At 66.7% G+C, this 19,269-nt stretch carries 24 protein-coding genes; 18 read left to right on the top strand and 6 right to left on the bottom strand.

The genetic code is table 11. The annotated features are described in order from the left end of the window. The first annotated feature begins 4 nt into the window (after positions 1-4). The gene (locus tag MTBLM5_RS17475) at positions 5-766 is read left to right on the top strand and encodes an SDR family NAD(P)-dependent oxidoreductase (RefSeq protein ID WP_173977326.1); all 762 of its coding nucleotides are present in this window, start codon (positions 5-7) and stop codon (positions 764-766) included. Here MTBLM5_RS17475 and MTBLM5_RS17470 read toward each other — a convergent pair. Further along, on the bottom strand, positions 763-3,201 hold the full coding sequence (locus MTBLM5_RS17470; RefSeq protein ID WP_173977325.1) for a helicase-related protein: 2,439 nt from the start codon (positions 3,199-3,201) through the stop codon (positions 763-765). The genes MTBLM5_RS17475 and MTBLM5_RS17470 overlap by 4 nt on opposite strands. A gap of 123 nt (positions 3,202-3,324) precedes the next feature. Here MTBLM5_RS17470 and MTBLM5_RS17465 point away from each other — a divergent pair, with 123 nt between their 5' ends. From MTBLM5_RS17465 to MTBLM5_RS17385, 17 genes are all read left to right on the top strand, one after another. Continuing rightward, on the top strand, positions 3,325-4,050 hold the full coding sequence (locus MTBLM5_RS17465) for a Bax inhibitor-1/YccA family protein (protein ID WP_217425057.1): 726 nt from the start codon (positions 3,325-3,327) through the stop codon (positions 4,048-4,050). 75 nt (positions 4,051-4,125) lie between these two features. Beyond that, positions 4,126-4,788: a hypothetical protein gene (locus MTBLM5_RS17460; RefSeq protein WP_173977323.1), complete on the top strand. Its 663-nt coding sequence runs from the start codon at positions 4,126-4,128 to the stop codon at positions 4,786-4,788. 84 nt (positions 4,789-4,872) lie between these two features. Next, on the top strand, positions 4,873-5,124 hold the full coding sequence (locus tag MTBLM5_RS17455; protein WP_173977322.1) for a DUF1178 family protein: 252 nt from the start codon (positions 4,873-4,875) through the stop codon (positions 5,122-5,124). Position 5,125: 1 nt separating this feature from the next. Continuing rightward, entirely contained in the window at positions 5,126-5,734 is a 609-nt protein-coding gene (gene queE / locus MTBLM5_RS17450; RefSeq protein ID WP_173977321.1) for a 7-carboxy-7-deazaguanine synthase, read from the top strand. A gap of 2 nt (positions 5,735-5,736) precedes the next feature. After that, positions 5,737-6,267, top strand: a complete 531-nt coding sequence (locus MTBLM5_RS17445; protein ID WP_173977320.1) for a 6-carboxytetrahydropterin synthase — start codon at positions 5,737-5,739, stop codon at positions 6,265-6,267. Between the two features lie 66 nt (positions 6,268-6,333). Further along, positions 6,334-6,840 (top strand): hypothetical protein, encoded by a 507-nt coding sequence (locus tag MTBLM5_RS17440; protein WP_173977319.1) that lies wholly within the window; start codon positions 6,334-6,336, stop codon positions 6,838-6,840. A gap of 107 nt (positions 6,841-6,947) precedes the next feature. After that, the gene (locus MTBLM5_RS17435; RefSeq protein ID WP_173977318.1) at positions 6,948-7,403 is read left to right on the top strand and encodes a GAF domain-containing protein; all 456 of its coding nucleotides are present in this window, start codon (positions 6,948-6,950) and stop codon (positions 7,401-7,403) included. A 94-nt stretch (positions 7,404-7,497) separates the two neighbouring features. Further along, on the top strand, positions 7,498-7,800 hold the full coding sequence (gene rplU, locus MTBLM5_RS17430) for a 50S ribosomal protein L21 (protein ID WP_068500316.1): 303 nt from the start codon (positions 7,498-7,500) through the stop codon (positions 7,798-7,800). Positions 7,801-7,823: 23 nt separating this feature from the next. After that, positions 7,824-8,090, top strand: a complete 267-nt coding sequence (gene rpmA, locus MTBLM5_RS17425) for a 50S ribosomal protein L27 (protein ID WP_068500313.1) — start codon at positions 7,824-7,826, stop codon at positions 8,088-8,090. 160 nt (positions 8,091-8,250) lie between these two features. Then, the gene (gene obgE / locus MTBLM5_RS17420; protein ID WP_173977317.1) at positions 8,251-9,465 is read left to right on the top strand and encodes a GTPase ObgE; all 1,215 of its coding nucleotides are present in this window, start codon (positions 8,251-8,253) and stop codon (positions 9,463-9,465) included. Continuing rightward, positions 9,431-10,561, top strand: a complete 1,131-nt coding sequence (proB, locus tag MTBLM5_RS17415) for a glutamate 5-kinase (RefSeq protein ID WP_173977316.1) — start codon at positions 9,431-9,433, stop codon at positions 10,559-10,561. The genes obgE and proB overlap by 35 nt, the downstream gene beginning before the upstream one ends. A gap of 14 nt (positions 10,562-10,575) precedes the next feature. Then, positions 10,576-10,743 (top strand): type II toxin-antitoxin system CcdA family antitoxin, encoded by a 168-nt coding sequence (locus MTBLM5_RS17410; RefSeq protein WP_254431117.1) that lies wholly within the window; start codon positions 10,576-10,578, stop codon positions 10,741-10,743. Positions 10,744-10,759: 16 nt separating this feature from the next. After that, the gene (locus tag MTBLM5_RS17405; protein WP_173977314.1) at positions 10,760-12,022 is read left to right on the top strand and encodes a glutamate-5-semialdehyde dehydrogenase; all 1,263 of its coding nucleotides are present in this window, start codon (positions 10,760-10,762) and stop codon (positions 12,020-12,022) included. Beyond that, complete coding sequence (locus MTBLM5_RS17400; protein WP_173977313.1) at positions 12,019-12,633, top strand: nicotinate-nucleotide adenylyltransferase; 615 nt, start codon at positions 12,019-12,021, stop codon at positions 12,631-12,633. The genes MTBLM5_RS17405 and MTBLM5_RS17400 overlap by 4 nt, the downstream gene beginning before the upstream one ends. After that, positions 12,624-13,043, top strand: a complete 420-nt coding sequence (gene rsfS / locus MTBLM5_RS17395) for a ribosome silencing factor (RefSeq protein WP_173977312.1) — start codon at positions 12,624-12,626, stop codon at positions 13,041-13,043. Before MTBLM5_RS17400 ends, rsfS begins: the two co-directional genes overlap by 10 nt. Continuing rightward, the gene (gene rlmH / locus MTBLM5_RS17390) at positions 13,040-13,498 is read left to right on the top strand and encodes a 23S rRNA (pseudouridine(1915)-N(3))-methyltransferase RlmH (protein WP_173977311.1); all 459 of its coding nucleotides are present in this window, start codon (positions 13,040-13,042) and stop codon (positions 13,496-13,498) included. Before rsfS ends, rlmH begins: the two co-directional genes overlap by 4 nt. A gap of 123 nt (positions 13,499-13,621) precedes the next feature. Then, a complete protein-coding gene (locus tag MTBLM5_RS17385; protein ID WP_173977310.1) occupies positions 13,622-14,128 on the top strand; it encodes a hypothetical protein in 507 nt (168 codons plus the stop codon). A gap of 192 nt (positions 14,129-14,320) precedes the next feature. Here the strand turns inward: MTBLM5_RS17385 and MTBLM5_RS17380 are convergent, their stop codons facing one another. From MTBLM5_RS17380 to MTBLM5_RS17360, 5 genes are all read right to left on the bottom strand, one after another. Beyond that, positions 14,321-15,115 (bottom strand): hypothetical protein, encoded by a 795-nt coding sequence (locus MTBLM5_RS17380; RefSeq protein ID WP_173977309.1) that lies wholly within the window; start codon positions 15,113-15,115, stop codon positions 14,321-14,323. Between the two features lie 44 nt (positions 15,116-15,159). After that, complete coding sequence (locus tag MTBLM5_RS17375) at positions 15,160-16,857, bottom strand: diguanylate cyclase domain-containing protein (RefSeq protein WP_173977308.1); 1,698 nt, start codon at positions 16,855-16,857, stop codon at positions 15,160-15,162. A gap of 93 nt (positions 16,858-16,950) precedes the next feature. After that, a complete protein-coding gene (locus tag MTBLM5_RS17370) occupies positions 16,951-17,673 on the bottom strand; it encodes a response regulator (RefSeq protein ID WP_173977307.1) in 723 nt (240 codons plus the stop codon). A gap of 91 nt (positions 17,674-17,764) precedes the next feature. Continuing rightward, positions 17,765-18,301: a metalloregulator ArsR/SmtB family transcription factor gene (locus MTBLM5_RS19015; protein ID WP_254431116.1), complete on the bottom strand. Its 537-nt coding sequence runs from the start codon at positions 18,299-18,301 to the stop codon at positions 17,765-17,767. 76 nt (positions 18,302-18,377) lie between these two features. After that, a complete protein-coding gene (locus tag MTBLM5_RS17360) occupies positions 18,378-19,001 on the bottom strand; it encodes an SUMF1/EgtB/PvdO family nonheme iron enzyme (protein ID WP_254431120.1) in 624 nt (207 codons plus the stop codon). Between the last annotated feature and the right edge of the window lie 268 nt (positions 19,002-19,269).

The raw sequence follows: 19,269 nt of genomic DNA, 5'->3' as shown, positions 1-19,269 counted from the left end.
GCAGATGAATCCGACAAGTCTGGCCGCCATCGTCACCGGCGCCGGTTCCGGCCTGGGCGCCGCCACCGCGCAAGCCCTGGCGGCCAAGGGCGCCAAGGTCGCGGTGCTGGACGTCAACATGGACACCGCCAAGGCCACCGCGGAAGGGATCGGCGGCATCGCCATTTCGTGCGACGTCACCGACCCGGCCTCGGTCGAGGCGGCCATCGCCCAGGCCCGCGCCGCCCATGGCGTGGCTCGCATCTGCGTCAATTGCGCCGGTGTGGCGACGCCCGGCAAGGTGGTCGGCCGCAAGGGGCCGCTGGCGCTGGAGAATTTCGCGAAGGTGGTCCAGATCAACCTGATCGGCACCTTCAACGTCATGCGCCTGGCGGCTGCCGACATGCTGACGCTGGACCCGCTGGAAAACGGCGAGCGCGGCGTGGTGGTCAACACCGCCTCGATCGCCGCCTTCGACGGCCAGATCGGCCAATGCGCCTATGCCGCGTCGAAGGGGGGCGTCGCCTCGCTGTCTTTGCCGGCGGCGCGCGAGTTCGCCTCCGCCGGCATCCGGGTGGTGGCGGTGGCGCCGGGCTATTTCGGCACGCCGATGGTGCTGGGCATGCCGACCGAGATCATCGAGGGACTGGTCGCCTCGACCTTGTTCCCGCACCGCCTGGGCGATCCGGCCGAATATGCCAAGATGGTGCTGGCCATCGTCGATAACGCCATGCTGAACGGCACCACCATCCGCCTGGACGGCGCCGTCCGGATGCCGCCGGGTTAAGCCCGGTTCTTCAGCACCGCGAACGGCGAGTCGGGGCGGTGGCGGTCTCGGCGCGGCGGCTTCGGCCGCGCGCCTGCCACCCACAAATCGGCTTCCTGGCGATAGCCCAAGGCCTGCAGCACCGCCGCCGCCTCGTCAGCTTTCAGCCCTAGCGGCGCGGTCAGCTCGCCGGTCAGGCGGATCGGCTCGTCGCCCTTGGCGCGCAACTGGGCGGTGAAGCGTTCCAGCAGATCGACCCGGATGGCCACCGGCCCCAGCACCGCATAACCGATGGCGCCGTAGAAGTCGGGCGGGGCCGACAGCGGCACCGACACCCGGCCGCCGGGAAGGGCGGGAAGGGGCAAGCCGGACGCGGCCGCCCACAGCCTGGCCCGCAAACCCTGCACCGGGCCTTTCAGCAGGGCCGGCATGAAGGCCCAATCATGGCCCAGCCGGATACCCAGCCGGGCCAGGGCCTGGCGGTCGGGCTGGGTCAGCGCCCGGATCATGTCGCGGGCGCCGGTCAGGGCGGCACTGCCCAAACCTTCCGCCAGATGGTGGACCAGGCCGCGCGCATGTCCCGACAAGGGCGCCGCCTGGGCGGTCAGCAGCGGCTTGAAGGCCAGGGCCAGGCTGGCCGTCAACCAGGCTGACAGGCGCTTCTTCATCCGCTCGCGCATGGCCGGCTCGAGCAGGTCCGAGGCCAGCGGCTCGACCTGCGGTCTTAACATTTCCGGGCCGGCGGTCAACCGCGCCACGGGTTGGCCCCGCCACAGCAAGCTTGCGTCCTCGGCCATCTGGAAGGCCTCGTCGGGATCGCGGCACAGCTCCTCGAGCCGGTTGCGGATCTCGGATTTCAGCGCGCGCGCCGCCGAGGCCAGCACCGCCTTGGCCGCTAGCGTGCCCTCGGTCTGGTCGGGCACGAAGCGAAAGCCGGCGAGAACGCCGACATGCTGGCCTTCCACCAGCACCTCGCCCGAGCGGGCCACCGCCGAAAGCAGATCGCCCTCGGCCTGCATGGCGCGGACCAGCACCGAGGTCCGGCGATCGACGAAGCGCTGGGTCAGGCAATGGTGCAAGGCGTCGGACAAGCGGTCCTCGATGGCCCGGGTCTGCTCTTGCCAGTGGGTCGGGTCTTTCACCCAGCCGGGGCGGTGGGCGACATAGGTCCAGGTGCGGATGGCGGCAATGCGGGCGACGATGGTGTCCAGCTCGCCGTCGGTGCGGTCCAGCCGCGCCACCTGGCCCGCCAGCCAGTCGGTGGGAATCTTGCGGCCCGGCCCGATCAGGTGGCGGAACAACTGGGCCAGCAGCCGGCTGTGATTCTCGGTCATCACCTTGCGGAAGTCGGGGACCTGGCAGACGTCCCACAGCAGCTTGACCCGCTCGGGGTGGTTGACCTTGGCCATCAGCTCGGCATCATGGGCCAGTTGCGCCAGGGCCAGATGGTCATCGGCCTCACGCGCGCGGATCAGGCCGGGGCCGGGCGGGGCCTTGTCCAGCGAGGCCAGCAGCGCCGCCACCGAGGCGAAGCGCAAATCGGAATTGCGCCACGACAAGGCGCGAAGCGCCGGAAAACGGTGGGCCTCGACCGCCTGGGCCAGTTCGTCGGGCAGGGCGGCGATGTCGGCGGTGGTGCCGAAGGTGCCGTCATTCATGTGCCGCCCGGCGCGGCCGGCGATCTGGGCGATCTCGGCCGGTTCCAGGTCGCGCGGCACCCGGCCGTCGAACTTGCGCAACTGGGCGAAGGCGACATGGTCGACATCCATGTTCAGCTCCATGCCGATGGCGTCGGTGGCGATGATGAAATCGACCTCGCCGGCCTGGTACATGCCGACCTGGGCGTTGCGGGTGCGGGGGGATAGCGCGCCCAGCACCACGGCGGCCCCGCCTTTCTGGCGGCGGACATATTCGGCGGTGGCATAGACCTCGGCGGCCGAGAAGGCCACCACCGCCGACCGGGGCGGCAACCGGTTCAGCTTGGTATGGCCGGCATGGGTCAGGCTGGAGAGGCGCGGCCTTGTCTGGAACTCGATGCCGGGCACCAGCTTGCGGATCAGCGGCTTGATGGTCTCGGCCCCCAGGAACAATGTTTCCTCGGAGCCGCGCGCATGCAAAAGCCGGTCGGTGAAGATGTGGCCGCGATCGGGGTCGGCGCACAGTTGGATCTCGTCGATGGCCAGGAAGGCGACGGGGCGGTCCAGCGGCATCGATTCGACGGTGCAGACGAACCATCGCGGCCGGGGCGGGACGATCTTTTCCTCGCCGGTGATCAAGGCCACGGATGCCGCGCCCTTGGCCTTGACGATGCGGTCGTAATTCTCGCGCGCCAGCAGGCGCAGCGGAAAGCCGATCATGCCGCTGGCGTGACCCAGCATGCGGTCCAGGGCGAAATGGGTCTTGCCGGTGTTGGTGGGGCCCAGGACGGCCAGCACCCGGCCCGAAGGAGTGGTCATTGCCCGTCCAGGGTCGCAAGGATTCCCGCCCTTTGGCAAGAGCCGGCTTGCTTTGCTTGATTTGCCCGTATAACGCGCCATATTGGGTTCACCCGTATTCAACCCGAACCCTAGAGGATTGCTATGGCCTTCGGTTCCGATCGCAAATATATGACCCCCGCGCAAGCCGAGGCCGCCGAGATCGATGTCGGCCTGCGCAAGTACATGCTGGGGGTTTACAATTACATGGCCTCGGGCGTTGCCCTGACCGGCATCGTCGCCCTGCTGGTCGCTTCCAGCCCTGCCGCCCTGCAGCTGATCTTCGGCACCCCCTTGAAGTGGGTGGTGCTGCTGGCCCCGGTCGGCCTGGTGCTGTTCTTGTCGTTTAGGGTCCACGCCATGCAGTCCTCGACCGCCAAGGTGCTGTTCTGGCTGTATGCCGGTCTGATGGGCGCCTCGCTGGCCTCGATCTTCGTGGTCTATACCGACACCTCGATCGCCCGGACCTTCTTCGTCTCGGCCGCCGCCTTCGCCGGCCTCAGCTTGTGGGGCTACACCACCAAGAAGGACCTGTCGGGCTTCGGCACCTTCCTGGTCATGGGCCTGATCGGTCTGATCATCGCGTCGCTGGTCAACATCTTCCTGCAAAGCTCGATGATGCAGTTCGTCATCTCTGCCGCGGGTGTGCTGATCTTCGCCGGCCTGACCGCCTTCGACACCCAGAAGATCAAGGAGATGTACTGGGAAGGCGATGACGGCGAGACCGCCGCCAAGAAGTCGGTGATGGGCGCGCTGACCCTTTACATGGACTTCATCAACCTCTTCCTGTTCATGCTGCGCTTCCTGGGCGTGATGCGCGGCGAGGAATAACCAGACCATCGTCAAGGCTAGGGTTGGGCCGCGGAGGGTAACCTTCGCGGCCCAGACCTTTTCAGGATGCCTCGCATGCGCCTTTTCGCCGCGTTCCTTGTGATCACGCCCTTGTTGGCGGGGTGTGCCGAAGCGCCGCCGCCGCCGCCCGATCGCCCGTCGGCCCAGATCACCTATCCGACCCGCTGCGACGCGCTGCGCTTCACCCAGGACGGGCGAGACATCGCCGAGACCGCCGGCATGATCCGCCTGGCCCGCGCGCCGTTCACCGTCACCTATCACGGCCCCGACAGCCAGCCCGCCATCGCCCTGTTCCTGACCGACGATGTCAATCTGGGGCTGACGCGACTGGAGCGGGCCCAGCTGTGGGGCAGTGCCGGCGATTTCATGGCCCATGCGCCCGATGACGTGCCGATGGGCCGCACGCCCCGCCTGTACCGGGGCGAGGCCGGGCTGGCCGCCTTCGCCCGTCCGATCGGCCACGAAACACCCGCCCTGCTGCGCCGGCTGGCGGCCGAAATTCCCGCCCACGACACCGCCATCGCCGCGCCCCGGGCCGGCGGTGGCTTCGAGCCGGTTCCCGGCGGGCAGGCCGCCACGGTCAAAAGCATCAGCGGCCGCGCCCTGGCCAGCTTTCCGCCGATGATCCTGCATCTGGCCCTGTTCACCACCGCCAAGCGGGTGAATGACGGGCTGCTGTTGATGAATTGGGGCACCTGCCGGCTGTCGTTTGGGTAAGGGGTGGCGGCGGGTTCTTTTGACTTCCGCCCGCGCTCTCCCATATAACGCGGCAAGACTTGGCCCAACCGACGGGACGAACCGATGATCCTCTATACGCTGCGCTGCTCGAAGGACCACCATTTCGAACAATGGTTCGACAATTCCGGCGATTACGATGCCAAGAAGCAGGGTGGCGCGCTGGTCTGCCCGGAATGCGGCGATACCCATGTCGGCAAGGCGATCATGGCCCCCAACGTCGCCAAGACGGTGGCGGCGGCTGCGCCGATGGCAGCCTGCCCGTCCAACCCGATGGGTGGCGGCTGCGGCGGCTGCGCCTTCGCCGGCCAGCACTGATTTGGCCTATACGGTCAAGGAACTGTTCTACACCCTGCAGGGCGAGGGCGGCCAGGCGGGCCGCGCCGCCGTGTTCATCCGTCTGGCCGGCTGTAATCTGTGGTCGGGGCGCGAGGAAGACCGCGCAGGCGCCGCCTGCCGGTTCTGCGACACCGATTTCGTCGGCGGCCAGCGTTATGGCGATGCCGTCGCCTTGGCGCGGGCGGCGGCGGATTTGTGGCCGGGCGGCGGTTTCCCGCTGGCGGTGGTCACCGGCGGCGAGCCCGGCCTGCAACTGGACGATGCCCTGGTCCGCGCCTTGCACGATCTGGGCTTCGAGGTGGCCATCGAGACCAACGGCACCGTCGCCTTGCCGGCGGGCCTGGACTGGGTCTGCGTCAGCCCCAAGGCCGGCACCGAATTGACTGTGATGGCGGGGGAAGAGATCAAGCTGGTGTGGCCGCAAGACGGAATCGACCCGCAAGCCCTGCTGCGCCTGCCGTTTCGCCATTTCTTCCTGCAGCCCAGGGACGGCGCCGCCGGCTCGGTGCAGGAATGCGTATCCTATTGCTTGACGCATCCGGGCTGGCGGCTCAGCCTGCAGACCCATAAGTTGCTGGGAATTCCCTGACCATGAATGCGCCCTACCGCATCACCCGCCGCATCGAGATCGACGCCGGCCACCGCATCATGACCCATGGCTCGAAGTGCCGACACCTGCACGGTCATCGCTATGCCATCGAGGCGGTATGCGAGGCGGCCGACCTGCATCATGGCGGCGAGCAGACCGACATGGTGCTGGATTTCGGCTTCCTGAAGGACGAGATGCTGGCGGCCATCGACGGCCCTTGCGATCACGGCTTCATCGCCGCCCTGGCCGACCGCGAGTTGCTGGCGATGTTCTGCCCGATGGGGCGCGATGTCGATGGCTGGCTGAACAGCCTGGAAACCCAGCTGCGCGCCCACGGCGAGGCGACCACCACCGACACCCGCTTAGGGACCAAGCTGACCGTGGTGCCGTTCCAGCCGACCGCCGAATGCCTGGCGCGCCACTGGTTCACCCGGCTGGCCGAGCCGGTCGGGCGCCGTTCCGACGGCCAGGCCCGGCTGGTTTCGGTCAAGGTGTGGGAAACGCCCAACTGCACCGCCGAATTCAGCGGCTGATCACCTGGGGTCCTTTAAATTCTCCGCCACATGATATATATCCTTCGTATTTGATCGAAGGATTCCATGATTATCACCCCCTCGCGGCAACGCCGCCAACGCACGGCGTGGATATTGAATACGGCGCTGGCGCGCATCCGGCGCCATGCCGAATGCCAATCGATCTGCCGGATGGCGGTGGCCCATTACGATGCCATCAGCGGCTTGGTCTCGGCCATGGCCCATGCCGGCGAGGGTGATTCCTTGCTCGATACCTACCAGCAGCCGTTGGCGGCGATGCCGGGTCTGGTGCTGCTGGCCGCCGGGCCGGGCGAACGGATCATCCACGACATTCCGCGCTTCGCCATCGACAGGGCGCCCCACCATTCGGCCTTGCGCCTGGCGGGGTTTCGCAGCAGCCTGACCATGTCGATCCCCGGAGCGGTCTTCGGGGCCGACGAGGTGGCCGGCTTCCTGTTCGTCAATTCCAAGGCCGAAGGCGCCTTCACCGAGACCGCGCTCCAGCGTCTGTCCCCCCTGCTGGGCGAACTGACCGGGCATCTGGGCCGCGAGTTGACGCGGTCTGCGCTCTGACCAGACTTTGGTCAGGGGTTCCGTCGCGCGGGCTGCGCTGCTATCTGTGCGTAACGCGGTGGTGGAGGAACTGTGTGCTGAGGTCGACGACAAAGCGCGAGGCGCGCGTGACGTGGCTGCTGGAGGCGGCCCTGGCGCAGGCGCAGCGTTTGACCGGCGACGCCACCTTGTGCCGGGTGTCGATGGCGGTCTACGATTCCGGCACGTCAATGGCGGCCGCATTCGCCCAGGTCGGCGAACCGCATACCATCCTCGACCGTTACCAATGGGATTTGCGCGACACCCCGCTGCTGGCGGCCGCCGCCCGTGACGGCCAGGCCCGCACCATCGGCGACCTGCGCGACTATTCCGATCCCGACGCCGATTATCTGGGGGCGTTGCGCGGCGCCGGCTATCTGTCGGCGCTGACCGTGCCGATGGTCCGCGGTCACCAAATATCGGGATTCGTGTTCTTCCATGCGCGCGCCGCGTTCTTCTTCACCCCCGACGTGGTGACACGTCTGACCGCCTTCATCGCCGACATGCCGCGCTTCCTGATGCGCGAATTGGAACGGGATTTGTGACGCTTGACTCTTGGAAGGGCCTGAGTATAGTTGCGCCCTCTCGCGCCGGGCTTATCCCTTGGCGCGCAAGTTCATTTTTGCGTAGGACAAACCGATGTTCGCAGTCATCCAGACCGGCGGTAAGCAGTACAAGGTGGCCAAGGACGACGTGATTCGCGTCGAGAAGCTGGCTGGCGATGAGGGTGCCCAGGTGGTGCTCGACCAGGTGCTCATGGTGGGCGACAAGATCGGCGCTCCGCTGGTCGCCGGCGCCACCGTCACCGCCCAGGTCGTCGCCCAGGCGCGCGGCCCCAAGCTGATCGTCTTCAAGAAGCGCCGCCGCCAGAGCTCGCGCCGCAAGAACGGCCACCGCCAGGACATCACCATCCTGCGCATCACCGACATCACCGCCGGTTAAGCGGTAAGGCAAGGAGAAGACCCATGGCTCATAAAAAGGCTGGTGGTTCGTCCCGCAACGGCCGCGATTCCGCGGGCCAGCGACTGGGCGTCAAGAAGTTCGGCGGCGAGATCGTCGTGCCGGGCAACATCATCGTCCGTCAGCGCGGCACCAAGTTCTATCCGGGCGTCAATGTCGGCATCGGCAAGGATCACACCTTGTTCGCGACCGGCGTCGGCAAGGTGACCTTCCGCCATCGCGGCGAGCGCACCTTCATCGACATCGCTCCGCTGCCGGAAGCCGCTGAATAATCAGCCGTTTCCCGGTTATGGATTGCGCGAAGGGGAACGGTCCGCCGTTCCCCTTTTCGCGTTTCCACGGACGTCCGGGGCAGGCAGTACAATGGAGCGAGCGTAAGCGAGCGAAAGCCAAGCCGCCGGAGGCGGCGCCCGGCGACTGAGGCGATATAAAATGAAGTTCCTCGATCAGGCCAAGATTTTCGTCAAAAGCGGTGATGGCGGCGCCGGTGCGGTGTCGTTTCGGCGCGAAAAGCACATCGAGTTCGGCGGTCCCGACGGCGGCGACGGCGGGCGCGGCGGCGACGTGATCATCGAATGCGTCGATAATCTCAACACCCTGATCGATTATCGCTACCAGCAGCATTTCAAGGCGGCCAAGGGCCATCACGGCCAGGGCCGCAACTGCACCGGCGGCAAGGGGGCCGACGTGGTCCTGAAGGTGCCGGTCGGCACCCAGCTGCTGGCCGAGGACAAGGACGTGGTGCTGGCCGACATGACCGAGGCCGGCACCCGCGTCGTCCTGCTGCGGGGCGGCGACGGCGGTTTCGGCAATCTGCATTACAAGACCAGCACCAACCAGGCGCCGCGCCGCGCCGATGTCGGCTGGCCCGGCCAGGAAATGTGGATCTGGCTGAAGCTCAAGATGATCGCCGACGCTGGATTGGTCGGTCTGCCCAATGCCGGCAAGTCGACCTTTTTGGCCGCCGTCACCCGGGCGCGCCCGAAGATCGCCGATTATCCCTTCACCACGCTGCATCCCAATCTGGGCGTGGTCTATCTGTCGGGCGACGAGTTCGTGCTGGCCGACATTCCCGGCCTGATCGAGGGCGCCCATGAAGGCGCCGGCATCGGCGACCGCTTCCTTGGCCACATCGAGCGCTGCCGCGTCCTGCTGCACCTGATCGACGGCACCGCCGACGACGTCGCCGAATCCTATCGCATCGTGCGCGAGGAATTGCGGGCCTATGGCGGCGGGCTTGACGAGAAGCCCGAGGTGGTGGCCTTGAACAAGTGCGACGCCATCGTCGCCGACGAGATCAAGGACAAGCTGGCCGCCCTGGAAGCGGCCTGCGGCCACAAGGTCTATCCGCTGTCCGGCGTCGCCGGCATCGGCCTGAAAGAGATTCTGGGCGCGTTGTTCACCCATATCCGCGACGCCAAGGAAGCCGAGCCGGGCATCGTCGCGGCCTCGGCGGCGATCGGCGTCGCCAAGCGCGGCAATGAAGGCTTCTATCGCCGCATGAAGGACGCCGAATCCGAGTTCGACGACGGGTATTATGGCCCCGATGGCGAATGGATCTGGTACGACGACGAGTCGGAAGACGATGGGGACCTCGAACAGGAACAGGGCGATGACGGGGACGAGGACGAACAATCCGATCGCTGAGTCCCGGCGGCTGATCGTCAAGATCGGCTCGTCGCTGCTGGTCGATGCCGCCACCGGCCATATCCGCCGCGCCTGGCTGGAAAGCCTGTGCGACGACGTCGCCCGGGTGCGGGCGCGCGGCCAAGAGGTGATCTTGGTGTCGTCGGGCGCCGTCGCCGTCGGTCGGCGCCATCTGAACCTGACGCCGCCGCTCCGGCTGGAAGAAAAGCAGGCCGCCGCCGCCACCGGCCAGATCCGTCTGGCCCACGCCTATCAGGAAGCCTTGGCCAAGCACGGCGTCACCGTCGCCCAGGTGCTGCTGACCCTGGACGATTCCGAGGATCGCCAGCGTTACCTCAACGCCCGCTCGACGCTGGAAACCCTGTTGCGGCTGGGCGCGGTGCCGGTGATCAACGAGAACGACACCGTGGCGACGGCGGAAATCCGCTTCGGCGACAATGACCGCCTGGCCGCCCGCGTCGCCCAGATGACGGGTTCCGACGCCTTGGTGCTGTTTTCCGACATCGACGGGCTTTACACCGCCGATCCCCGCAAGGACCCGACCGCCCGCCACCTGCCGGTGATCGACGACATCACCCCCGAGATCGAGGCCATGGCCGGCGACCCCGGCACCGGTTACGGCTCGGGCGGCATGGTCACCAAGCTGGCGGCCGCCAAGATCTGCCTGTCGGCCGGCTGCCGCATGGCCATCTGCAAGGGCGACCCGTTGCATCCGTTGGCGGCGCTGGAAGCCGGCGCCATGGCCAGCTGGTTCATCCCCACCACCGGGGCGCGGACCGCCCGCAAGCAATGGATCTTCGGCTCGATGAATCCGGTCGGTCGGCTGACCCTGGATGCCGGTGCGGTGCGCGCCTTGGCGAGCGGCAAAAGCCTGCTGCCGGCCGGGGTGGTGGCCATCGACGGCGAGTTCCGCCAGGGCGATTGCGTCCAGGTGGTCGATTCGAGCGGCCGGGTGCTGGCGCGCGGCCTGGCGGCCTATGATTCCGCCGACGCGGCGCGCATCATCGGCCACAAATCGGCCGATATCGAGACGATCCTGGGCTGGCACGGCCGCGATGAACTGATCCACCGCGACGATCTGGTGATGGAGGGGTAGCGATGGTTCCAGCCATGACGTCTTTGGTTCCCGAGCGTGACGGCGAGGTCGATGCCGGGCGGACCTTGCCCCCGGAGCAGGACAGCCGCCGCTGGCAGGAAGACAACCGTGAGGCACTGTTGTCGTCGAATGCCTATGTCGCTCGCTACGGGCTGCCGTTGGCCCGCTTTCGCCAGTTCTGACCCCAAGGGTGCGACCATGACCGAGATCCATTCCCTGATGACCGAACTGGGCCATGCCGCCCGCGCCGCCGGCCGGGTGCTGGCGCTGACGCCGGATCAGGCCCGGAACGACGCGCTGAAGGCCGCCGCCGCCCACCTGCGCGCCCAGGCCGACACCATCAAGGCGGCCAACGGGCGCGACATGGAGGCCGGCCGGGCCAAGGGCCTCAGCGATGCCATGCTCGACCGCCTGATGCTGGACGACAAGCGCATCCAGGCCATGGCCAGGGGGCTGGAGGATATCGCCCAACTGCCCGACCCGGTCGGGCGCGTGCTGGCCGACTGGACCCGGCCCAACGGCCTGCGCATCCAGCGGGTCGCCGTGCCCTTGGGGGTCATCGGCATCATCTATGAAAGCCGGCCCAACGTCACCGCCGACGCCGCCGGCCTGTGCCTGAAGTCGGGCAATGCCGCCATCTTGCGTGGCGGCTCGGAAAGCTTCCATTCCTCGCACGCCATCATGGCGGCGCTGGCCCAGGGCATCACGGACGCCGGCCTGCCGGCCAATAGCGTGCAGATGGTGCCGACCACCGACCGCGCGGCGGTGGGCGAGATGCTGACCATGACCGATTTCATCGACGTCATCGTGCCCCGGGGCGGCAAAAGCCTGGTGGCCCGCGTGCGGGAAGAAAGCAAGGTGCCGCTGTTCCAGCATCTGGAGGGCATCTGCCACACCTATGTCGATGGCGCCGCCGACATCGAGATGGCCCGGTCCGTGGTGCTGAACGCCAAGATGCGCCGCACCGGCATCTGCGGCTCGACCGAGACGCTGCTGGTCGATCGCCGCCTGGCCTCGACCGGCCTGGCGCTTCTGGTGTCGGACCTGCTGGCCGCCGGCTGCGAGGTCCGGGGCGACGGGCTGACGCAAGAGGTCGATGACCGCGTCGTCGCCGCCACCGAGGAAGATTGGCGCACCGAATATCTGGACAAGATCATCTCGGTCAGGGTGGTCGATGGGGTCCAGGCCGCCATCGACCACATCAACACCTATGGCAGCCAGCACACCGAGGCCATCGTCACCGAGGACCCCGACGCCGCCGAGGCCTTCCTGAATTGCTGCGATTCGGCCATCGTCTGCTGGAACGCCTCGACCCAGTTCGCCGATGGCGGCGAGTTCGGCATGGGCGCCGAGATCGGCATCTCGACGGGCCGCATGCATGCGCGCGGCCCCGTCGGCATCGAGCAATTGTGCACCTTCAAGTACAAGGTGCTGGGCAGCGGCCAGGTGCGCCCGTCATGAGCCGTTTCGCCCCCAATCCGTGGGGCGACGGGCGCCGTGCCCGTATCGGTTTGCTGGGCGGTTCGTTCAATCCGGCCCATGACGGCCACCGTCACGTCGCCGAACTGGCGCTGAAATTGCTGCGCCTCGATCAGGTGTGGCTGCTGGTCAGTCCGCAAAATCCGTTGAAGCCGGCGGCGGGCATGGCGGCGCTGGCCGATCGGTTGGCCTCGGCCCGCGCGGTGATCGGCGGCCATCCGCGCCTGATCGCCACCGATATCGAGCGGTTCTTGCGCACCCGGGTCACGGTGGCGACGCTTGCCGCCTTGCGCACGCGCTTTCGCCAGGCCGCGTTCGTCTGGCTGATGGGGGCCGACAATCTGGTCCAGGTCAGCCGCTGGGCGCGCTGGCCGAAATTGTTCCAGGCGGTGCCGGTTGCGATTCTGGCCCGCGCTCCCTATTCTTGGAATTCCAGTTCCGCCAAGGCGGCGCGACGGTTCGGGCCCTATCGCCTGCCCGACGCCCGGTCTCGCGGGCTGGTGACAAAGCGGCCGCCGGCCTGGGTGTTCCTGCACACCCGCTTGCATCCGGCCTCGGCGACCGCCATTCGTAACGAAAGGACATGGCCATAGCCCCCCGTTCCCGTTCCGCCTTCAAAAGCGCGGAAGAACTCGTCGATCTCGTTGTCGCCACCCTGGATGACGGCAAGGCCGAGGACATCACCATCATCGACCTGCGCGGCAAATCCAGCATGGCCGACCACATGGTCATCGCCACCGGCGGCTCGAACCGCCATGTCGGCGCCCTGGCCGACCACGCGGCGGACGCCTTGAAGAATGCCGGCCAGAAGCTGGCGATCGAGGGCGTGCCGCAATGCGACTGGGTGCTGATCGACGGGGGCGACATCATCGTCCACCTGTTCCGCCCGGAAGTGCGCGCCTTCTACAATCTGGAAAAGATGTGGGGCGCCGGGTTTCGGCCCGAACTGCCGGGCCGGCCGGCCGCTCATCCGGCGATGGCCCAGCAGGTGACGACGGCGTGAAGCTGTGGCTGGCTGCGGTCGGCCGGGCCAAGCCCGGCCCCGAGCAGGATCTGTACCAGCAATATGTCCGCCGCCTGGCGGCCCCCATCACCTTGCGTGAAGTCGAGGAGAAGCGGCCGCTGCCCATGGCGGCCCGCATGGCCCGCGAGGCCGAGCTGCTGCTGGCGGCGATTCCTGAGCGCGCCCTGGTGGTGGCGCTGGACGAGCGCGGCAAGACGGTGGGGTCCGAGGATTTCGCCGCCCAGATCGGGCGTTGGCGCGACGATGGCGTCGCCGACCTGGCCTTCCTGATCGGCGGCGCCGACGGCCACGGCGAGGCTGTTCGGTCGCGCGCCCAGTTGCTGCTGTCGTTCGGGGCCATGACCTGGCCGCACATGCTGGTCCGCGCCATGCTGGCCGAGCAGGTGTGGCGGGCCCAGGCGATCCTTTCCGGCCACCCCTATCACCGCGCTTGAAAGCGCTTTCCGCCCAGGTCGGAATCCATTCGGCTTAACCCAAGGTATACGTCTTTTCTTGAAATACGGACCCGCTCGCGCAAGGATGGGCCTGCACGGGGTGGATACGGAAGGGGTGGCTCAGTGGAAGGGGATATTCCGCCGGAAGAACTGGCGGGCTTCGAGGAATACAAAGCCAAGGTCGCCGGCACCAATATCAGCGGGCAGACCTTGCTTGCCACCGACTATCTCAATCATTTCAATGAGATCGTGATGCTTCTCGACATGCTGCCGGACATGCCGGACATGATCGAGGAATGCAAGATGTGGCAGCCCAAGGATTACAAGTCCCACTTCGCCGATTCGACCTTCTCGGACAAGCAGCTGGCCATCGAGGCCTATGACCGGGTGCCGACCAAGTTCCGCCGCCCGTTCGAGGAAACCATCGGCCAGATCAATCAGCTGTTGCTGGACGGCATGGACCGGCTGGACCATCTGATCGCCGACGGCGTGGCCACCGACCAACTGCAGGAATCCTGCCGCGCCCTGGCGCGCGCCGCCCAATTGCTGATGGATTGCGCCTCGTCGATCATCCACGGGTCCGACCGCGCCATGGCCCAGGCCGAAATCGACGGACTGCTGGGGCGCTAAGGTGGGTCGATATTCAGGCATGTCCCGCCCAAACATCGTGACGGCAGGGATTTCAGACACAGATGAACACAGATAAACGCAGATGAAATGGTATCTTTCTTCATCTGTGCCCCGCGAAGCGGGGTTCTGTGTTCATCTGTGTCCTAAGTCTTGCCCTCGCCGACCGAATGTCGATTGGCGCCAATGGCTCCCCTATTTCTTGGTCTTGGTCAGCTTGTTCAGCCGTTCGGTGCGCTTGGCCTTGGGCTCGCTGTCGGCCTCGGTTTCGGCCGGCGGGGTCTGGTTGACGAACGGGTTGACGCCCTGCAGCACCATCCACACCTGGGCGAAGAAGGCGCTGGCGACGCCGATGCCGGCGAACGAGATCATCAGCCTGACCGAATCGACCGCCACGCCGGCCAGACCCTCGGTCGGCAGGGTGGCCGCCGCCTCGTCCCACAGCATATTCATCACCAGGAAGGGCAGGCCGCACAGGACATAGCCCAGGCCCACCCCCAGGCCGCCGGCCAGCACCATCAATTGCAGGCGGTTGCCGCCGGCCTCGCCCGGCTTGGACAAGGCGACGTGGGGCAGCACCAGGAAGAAGCAGCCGATCAGCAGCTGGAAAATCTGCACGCCGGCCACCGCCAGCAGCGGGCCGTCCTTGATGCCGTCCAGCAGCAGTTCCAGGAACGGCCGGGGGAAGCTTTCGAACATCAAGGCGACCTGATAGATCACCGCCACCAGCACCGCGCGCAGGCTGAAGCCGAACCGGACCGGCTGTTCGTCCAGGGCGACCTGCCGCATCCAGGCGGTGGCGAAGGTGCCGATGGCCAGGGACTGCAAGATGAAGCCGATCGACGGGCCGGGAGCCGGAGTCGCCTGGGCCAGGCGCGCCACGATGGCCACCACCAGCCAGGGGGCGACGCAGCGCAGGAACGGGCCGGGCCGCTCCATCGGCAATTGGAAGGCGCGGGCAGCTTGGGGGGTGAAGCGAGAAAGGCTCATGGGTGCCTCGGGTGCCAAAGGGGCGACACCATAGCGCGAAACCGTCAGCCGGTCACCAGCCCCGGCGCATGAAACTGCCAACTGCCCCGGCCGGCGCGCTTGGCGCGGTACATCGCCTCGTCGGCGGCGGCGACCAGGGTGTCGGGGGCGATCCCGTCCTGCGGATAAAGGGCGATGCCGACGCTGGCGCCGACCTGCACGCGGACGCCGTCGATTTCGAACGGTTCGGCCAGCGACGCCACCAGTTTGGTGGCGATGCGGCCGGCATCGTCGGGCCCCTGCACGCCGGGAACGATGATGGCGAATTCGTCGCCGCCCAGGCGGGCCACCAGGTCCGAGGTCCGCACCGCGCCCTCGATACGGGCGGCGGCGCGCTTCAGCACCTTGTCGCCGGCGGCGTGGCCCAGGGTGTCGTTGACCTGCTTGAAGCCGTCGAGGTCGAGATAGAGCAGCGCGAACGAGCAGCCATCTTCCTTGGCCAGGCGGACCTGATTGGCCAATCGGGCCTCGAACTGGGCGCGGTTCAGAAGGTTGGTCAGGGCGTCATGCTCGGCCCGCCACCGCACCGTGGCCTCGCGCCGCTTGCGGTCGGTGATGTCCAGGAAGGTCGCGACATAGCCCTCGACGCGGCCATCGGGGGTCTTCAGCACCGAAATGGACAGCGATTCCGGAAAGACCTCGCCGGCCTTGGTTTTGTTCCACACCTCGCCGTGCCATTCGCCGGCCTGCAGCAGCTCGGCCCACAGGGCGCGGTAGAACGCCTCGTCGTGGCGGCCGGACGACAGGAGCGACGGGTTCTTGCCGATGACGTCGGCGGCCTCGAAGCCGGTGATGCGGGTGAAGGACGGGTTGACGGCGATGATGCGGTTGTGGTCGTCCGAGACCATCACCCCTTCAGAAATATGGTCGAACACCGTCTTGGCCTGGCGCAGCACCCGGTCGTGATCGCGCCTGGCCGCCTCGCGCTGTTCGATGCTGGCGCGGAACACCTGGGTCGCGCGGATCAGGTCGCCGATTTCGTCCTCGCGGTCGGTTTCCTGCTCGGGCACGTCCAACCCCTGGGCCAGGCGGCGCATCGTCCGGGTCACCTGGGCCAGCGGCCGGGTGACCGACTTGCCGATCCACCAGGCCAGCAGGACCCCGATCAGGCCGATCAGGCCGGTATGGCTGCCCCACTGCAAGATGGTGTCGCGCCACACCTGATCGAGATCGTCGACATAGATCCCCGAGCCGATGATCCAGCCCCATGGTTCGAAGCGCTGGACATAGGACAGCTTCGGGCGCGGCTCGGCGCTGCCGGGGCGGGGCCAGAGATACGAGACGAAGGCCCCCTCGCCGGCGGCGGTGCGCTCGACGAATTCCTGGAACAACAGCCGGCCGCTGGGATCGCGGGTCTGGCTGACATCGCGGCCGATCCATTCGCCCAGCGGGTGCCAGACGATGACCGGGTTCAAGTCGTTGATCCACAGATAGTCGTTCTTGCGCCACGACATCGAGGCGATCGCCTCGACGCCTCGGGTGCGGGCCTCGGCGTGGCTGATGGCCCCGACGCGGGCCTGGTCGTCCAGATAATGCAGGTGGCCCAGGGCCGCCTCGACCAGGATGCGGGCCTGGCTTTGGCGTTCCGTCTGGATGCGCTGGTGCACGGCCTGAACGCCGCCGATGGCGATCACCACCACCGCCGCCAGCATGACGACCAGGATAAGATAGAGCCTAAGCCCGATTGGTGTATTGCGTAGCATCCCCGACCTCGCGGCTGGGTCTAGCATACCGACTTCGGTGAAGGATACCCAACCGAAGGTATCGCGGGGCGCGGATTTTTTTTAAGTCCCGGGTTACTTGTTCAGTTCGAAATAGCCCTGGACCAGCATGATCTGCTTGATCAAATCCTCGGCCGAGATCGGCTTGGTCAGGACCTTCGAGGCGCCGACCTGGCGGGTCAGCTCGTGGGCCTGCTCGTTCTTGTCGCCGGTCAGGATCAGCACCGGCTTCTTGCAATTGACGTTGGCCTTGTCCGAGCGCAGCTCCTGCAGGAACTGGCCGCCATCCATCTTGTCCATGTGCAGGTCGCACAAGATGACGTCGGGGAAGATCTCGCCCGAGCGCAGCATCTCCAAAGCCTCGATGCCGTTCCTGGCCTCGGTGATCTGGGCCGGGTTGGCCTTGGTCAGCAGCTTCTTGATGATATTGCGCATCACCTCTTGGTCATCGATGATCATGATATGCAGGCCGGCGGTGCCGATCTGGATGGACAGGGCGGCGCCGTCCTTGAACTTCTCGACCTGCTTGGCGACCTCCTTGGGCAGCGGGATCTTGTGCAGGCGGCAATGATTGCCCAGGGCCTGGCCGACATCCTCGCGCGAGAAGGCGAAGCGGGTCTCGACGCCGCCGCGCACCGCCGGGAAGGTGACGGTCAGGGCGACGTCCTGGGCCGGGTCGAACGACAGCGCCAGCGGCGGCGTGTCGGGCATCGGCTTTCCATTGGCCTCGCCATAGCGGCGCATCGCATCCAGAAAGTCTGCGCGCGGAAAAACGATGACGCGGCGTTCCATAATCATGATCGGTATTCACCCGGTTCCAAACCCGCCGATGTCATACCTTGTGCGTCTGTGTATTTCTAGTGGCAGCGTGTGACGGAATGAAATGATTTCATCGAGCCACCGCCTGACCGAGCCCCCGCAACAACTCCCGCGTTTGGTTTTTCGCCAGCGAATAGTAGATGCGAGTGGCGTCGCGGCGGGTCGAGACCAGTCCTGCCACCCGCAGCCGGGCGAGGTGTTGTGACAGTGCCGAGGGCTGCAGGCCGACCAGGTCGCGCAGCTGGCCGACACTGCGTTCGCCGTTGGCCAGGTCGGCCAGGATGGCCAGGCGGACCGGGTTGGCCATGCCCTGCAGCACCAGGACGGCCAGACTTACTTCCGACCGGCCGGGCCGGCGCAAGGGCGCGGCGCGCGACAGGTCCTGGGGCAGGGCGCCACGGGTCTGCAATTCCCCTAAAATCGCCTGGGCCTCGTCGGGCGACAGCGCCAGGCCGGAATCGGCGGCGCGATCGCACACCTCGTCGGCGGTCAGCGCCACCGTCGGGCCGGAAAAGATCAATGAAGTGATCGCCACGCGATGGGCGGTCGGGAACAAGCCGGCCCGGCGCAGGGCGGAAATGGCGGTTTGCATGCTGTTGGCGGTCATCGGGTCCTCCTTGCTCAGACGTGCAAATGATAATCACTCGCAATAAAAGCGCAAGCGGAAATTCCGATCCGGTCGTTCAGCGGCGTGGGGCGGGCGGTTCGCAGACCAGGCGGATGCCGATATTATAGCTCCCCAGGCGGCCGTCGTTCTTGGCCCGCGCGTTCCAGCGGGCGTTGGCCGAGTAATAGTACCACGAGCCCCCCTTGATCACCCGCTGGGGGCAGGCGGCAAGGTCCTGGTCGATCGGCCCGGAACGGTCGGCCGACCAGCAATCCTGGACCCATTCCCAGACATTGCCGTTCATATCGAGCAGGCCCCAGGGATTGGCCGGGAAGCTGCCGGCTGGGAGCGACCCGTAGATCGGGGCCGGGCCGCAATCGCGGCAATTGGCCAGGTTGGCGCCAGGCTCGTCACCCCACCAGAACGCCGTGTCGGTTCCGGCCCGGGCGGCGGCTTCCCATTCGCGTTCCGATGGCAGGCGGCATGTCAGTCCGGACCGCGCCGACACCCACCGGGCAAAGGCCTGGGCGTCCTCCCAACTGACATTAATGACCGGGCGCAGTCCCTTCCCCCACCCATGGTCATCCGAGACCGGGCGGCACTTCCCGTTTTGAGAGCATTTGGCCCAATCATCGAAGGATATCTCGCTATGACTTACGTATAGGTTGAGCTGCTCGGGTGAAGCCCCGATGGGGATCATGATCATGCGCGGGCATTCTGTGCACAGCACTACATTTTGTGGCGCTTCTGCAAGTGCCCCCCAACCACTCAGGTTGAAGGCACCAAAAATCGTCAAAATTCGAAGAATTCGCACCGCCGTTACCGTCGTCTTCAGGCCCTGGTTATTGGAATAATACCATGTTTGTGGCAGAATACCGTGCCTCCCCGTGTCGGCGAAATGGGGGGCGTAACAGCGGGGTTGGACGCTTTGCCCAAAGATGGAAAGACAGCGGCGGACGGTGCGTCGG

The organism is Magnetospirillum sp. LM-5 (assembly GCF_902729445.1).
Classification (GTDB): Bacteria; Pseudomonadota; Alphaproteobacteria; order Rhodospirillales; family Magnetospirillaceae; genus Magnetospirillum.
This window is presented reverse-complemented; position numbering and strand designations above follow the sequence as displayed.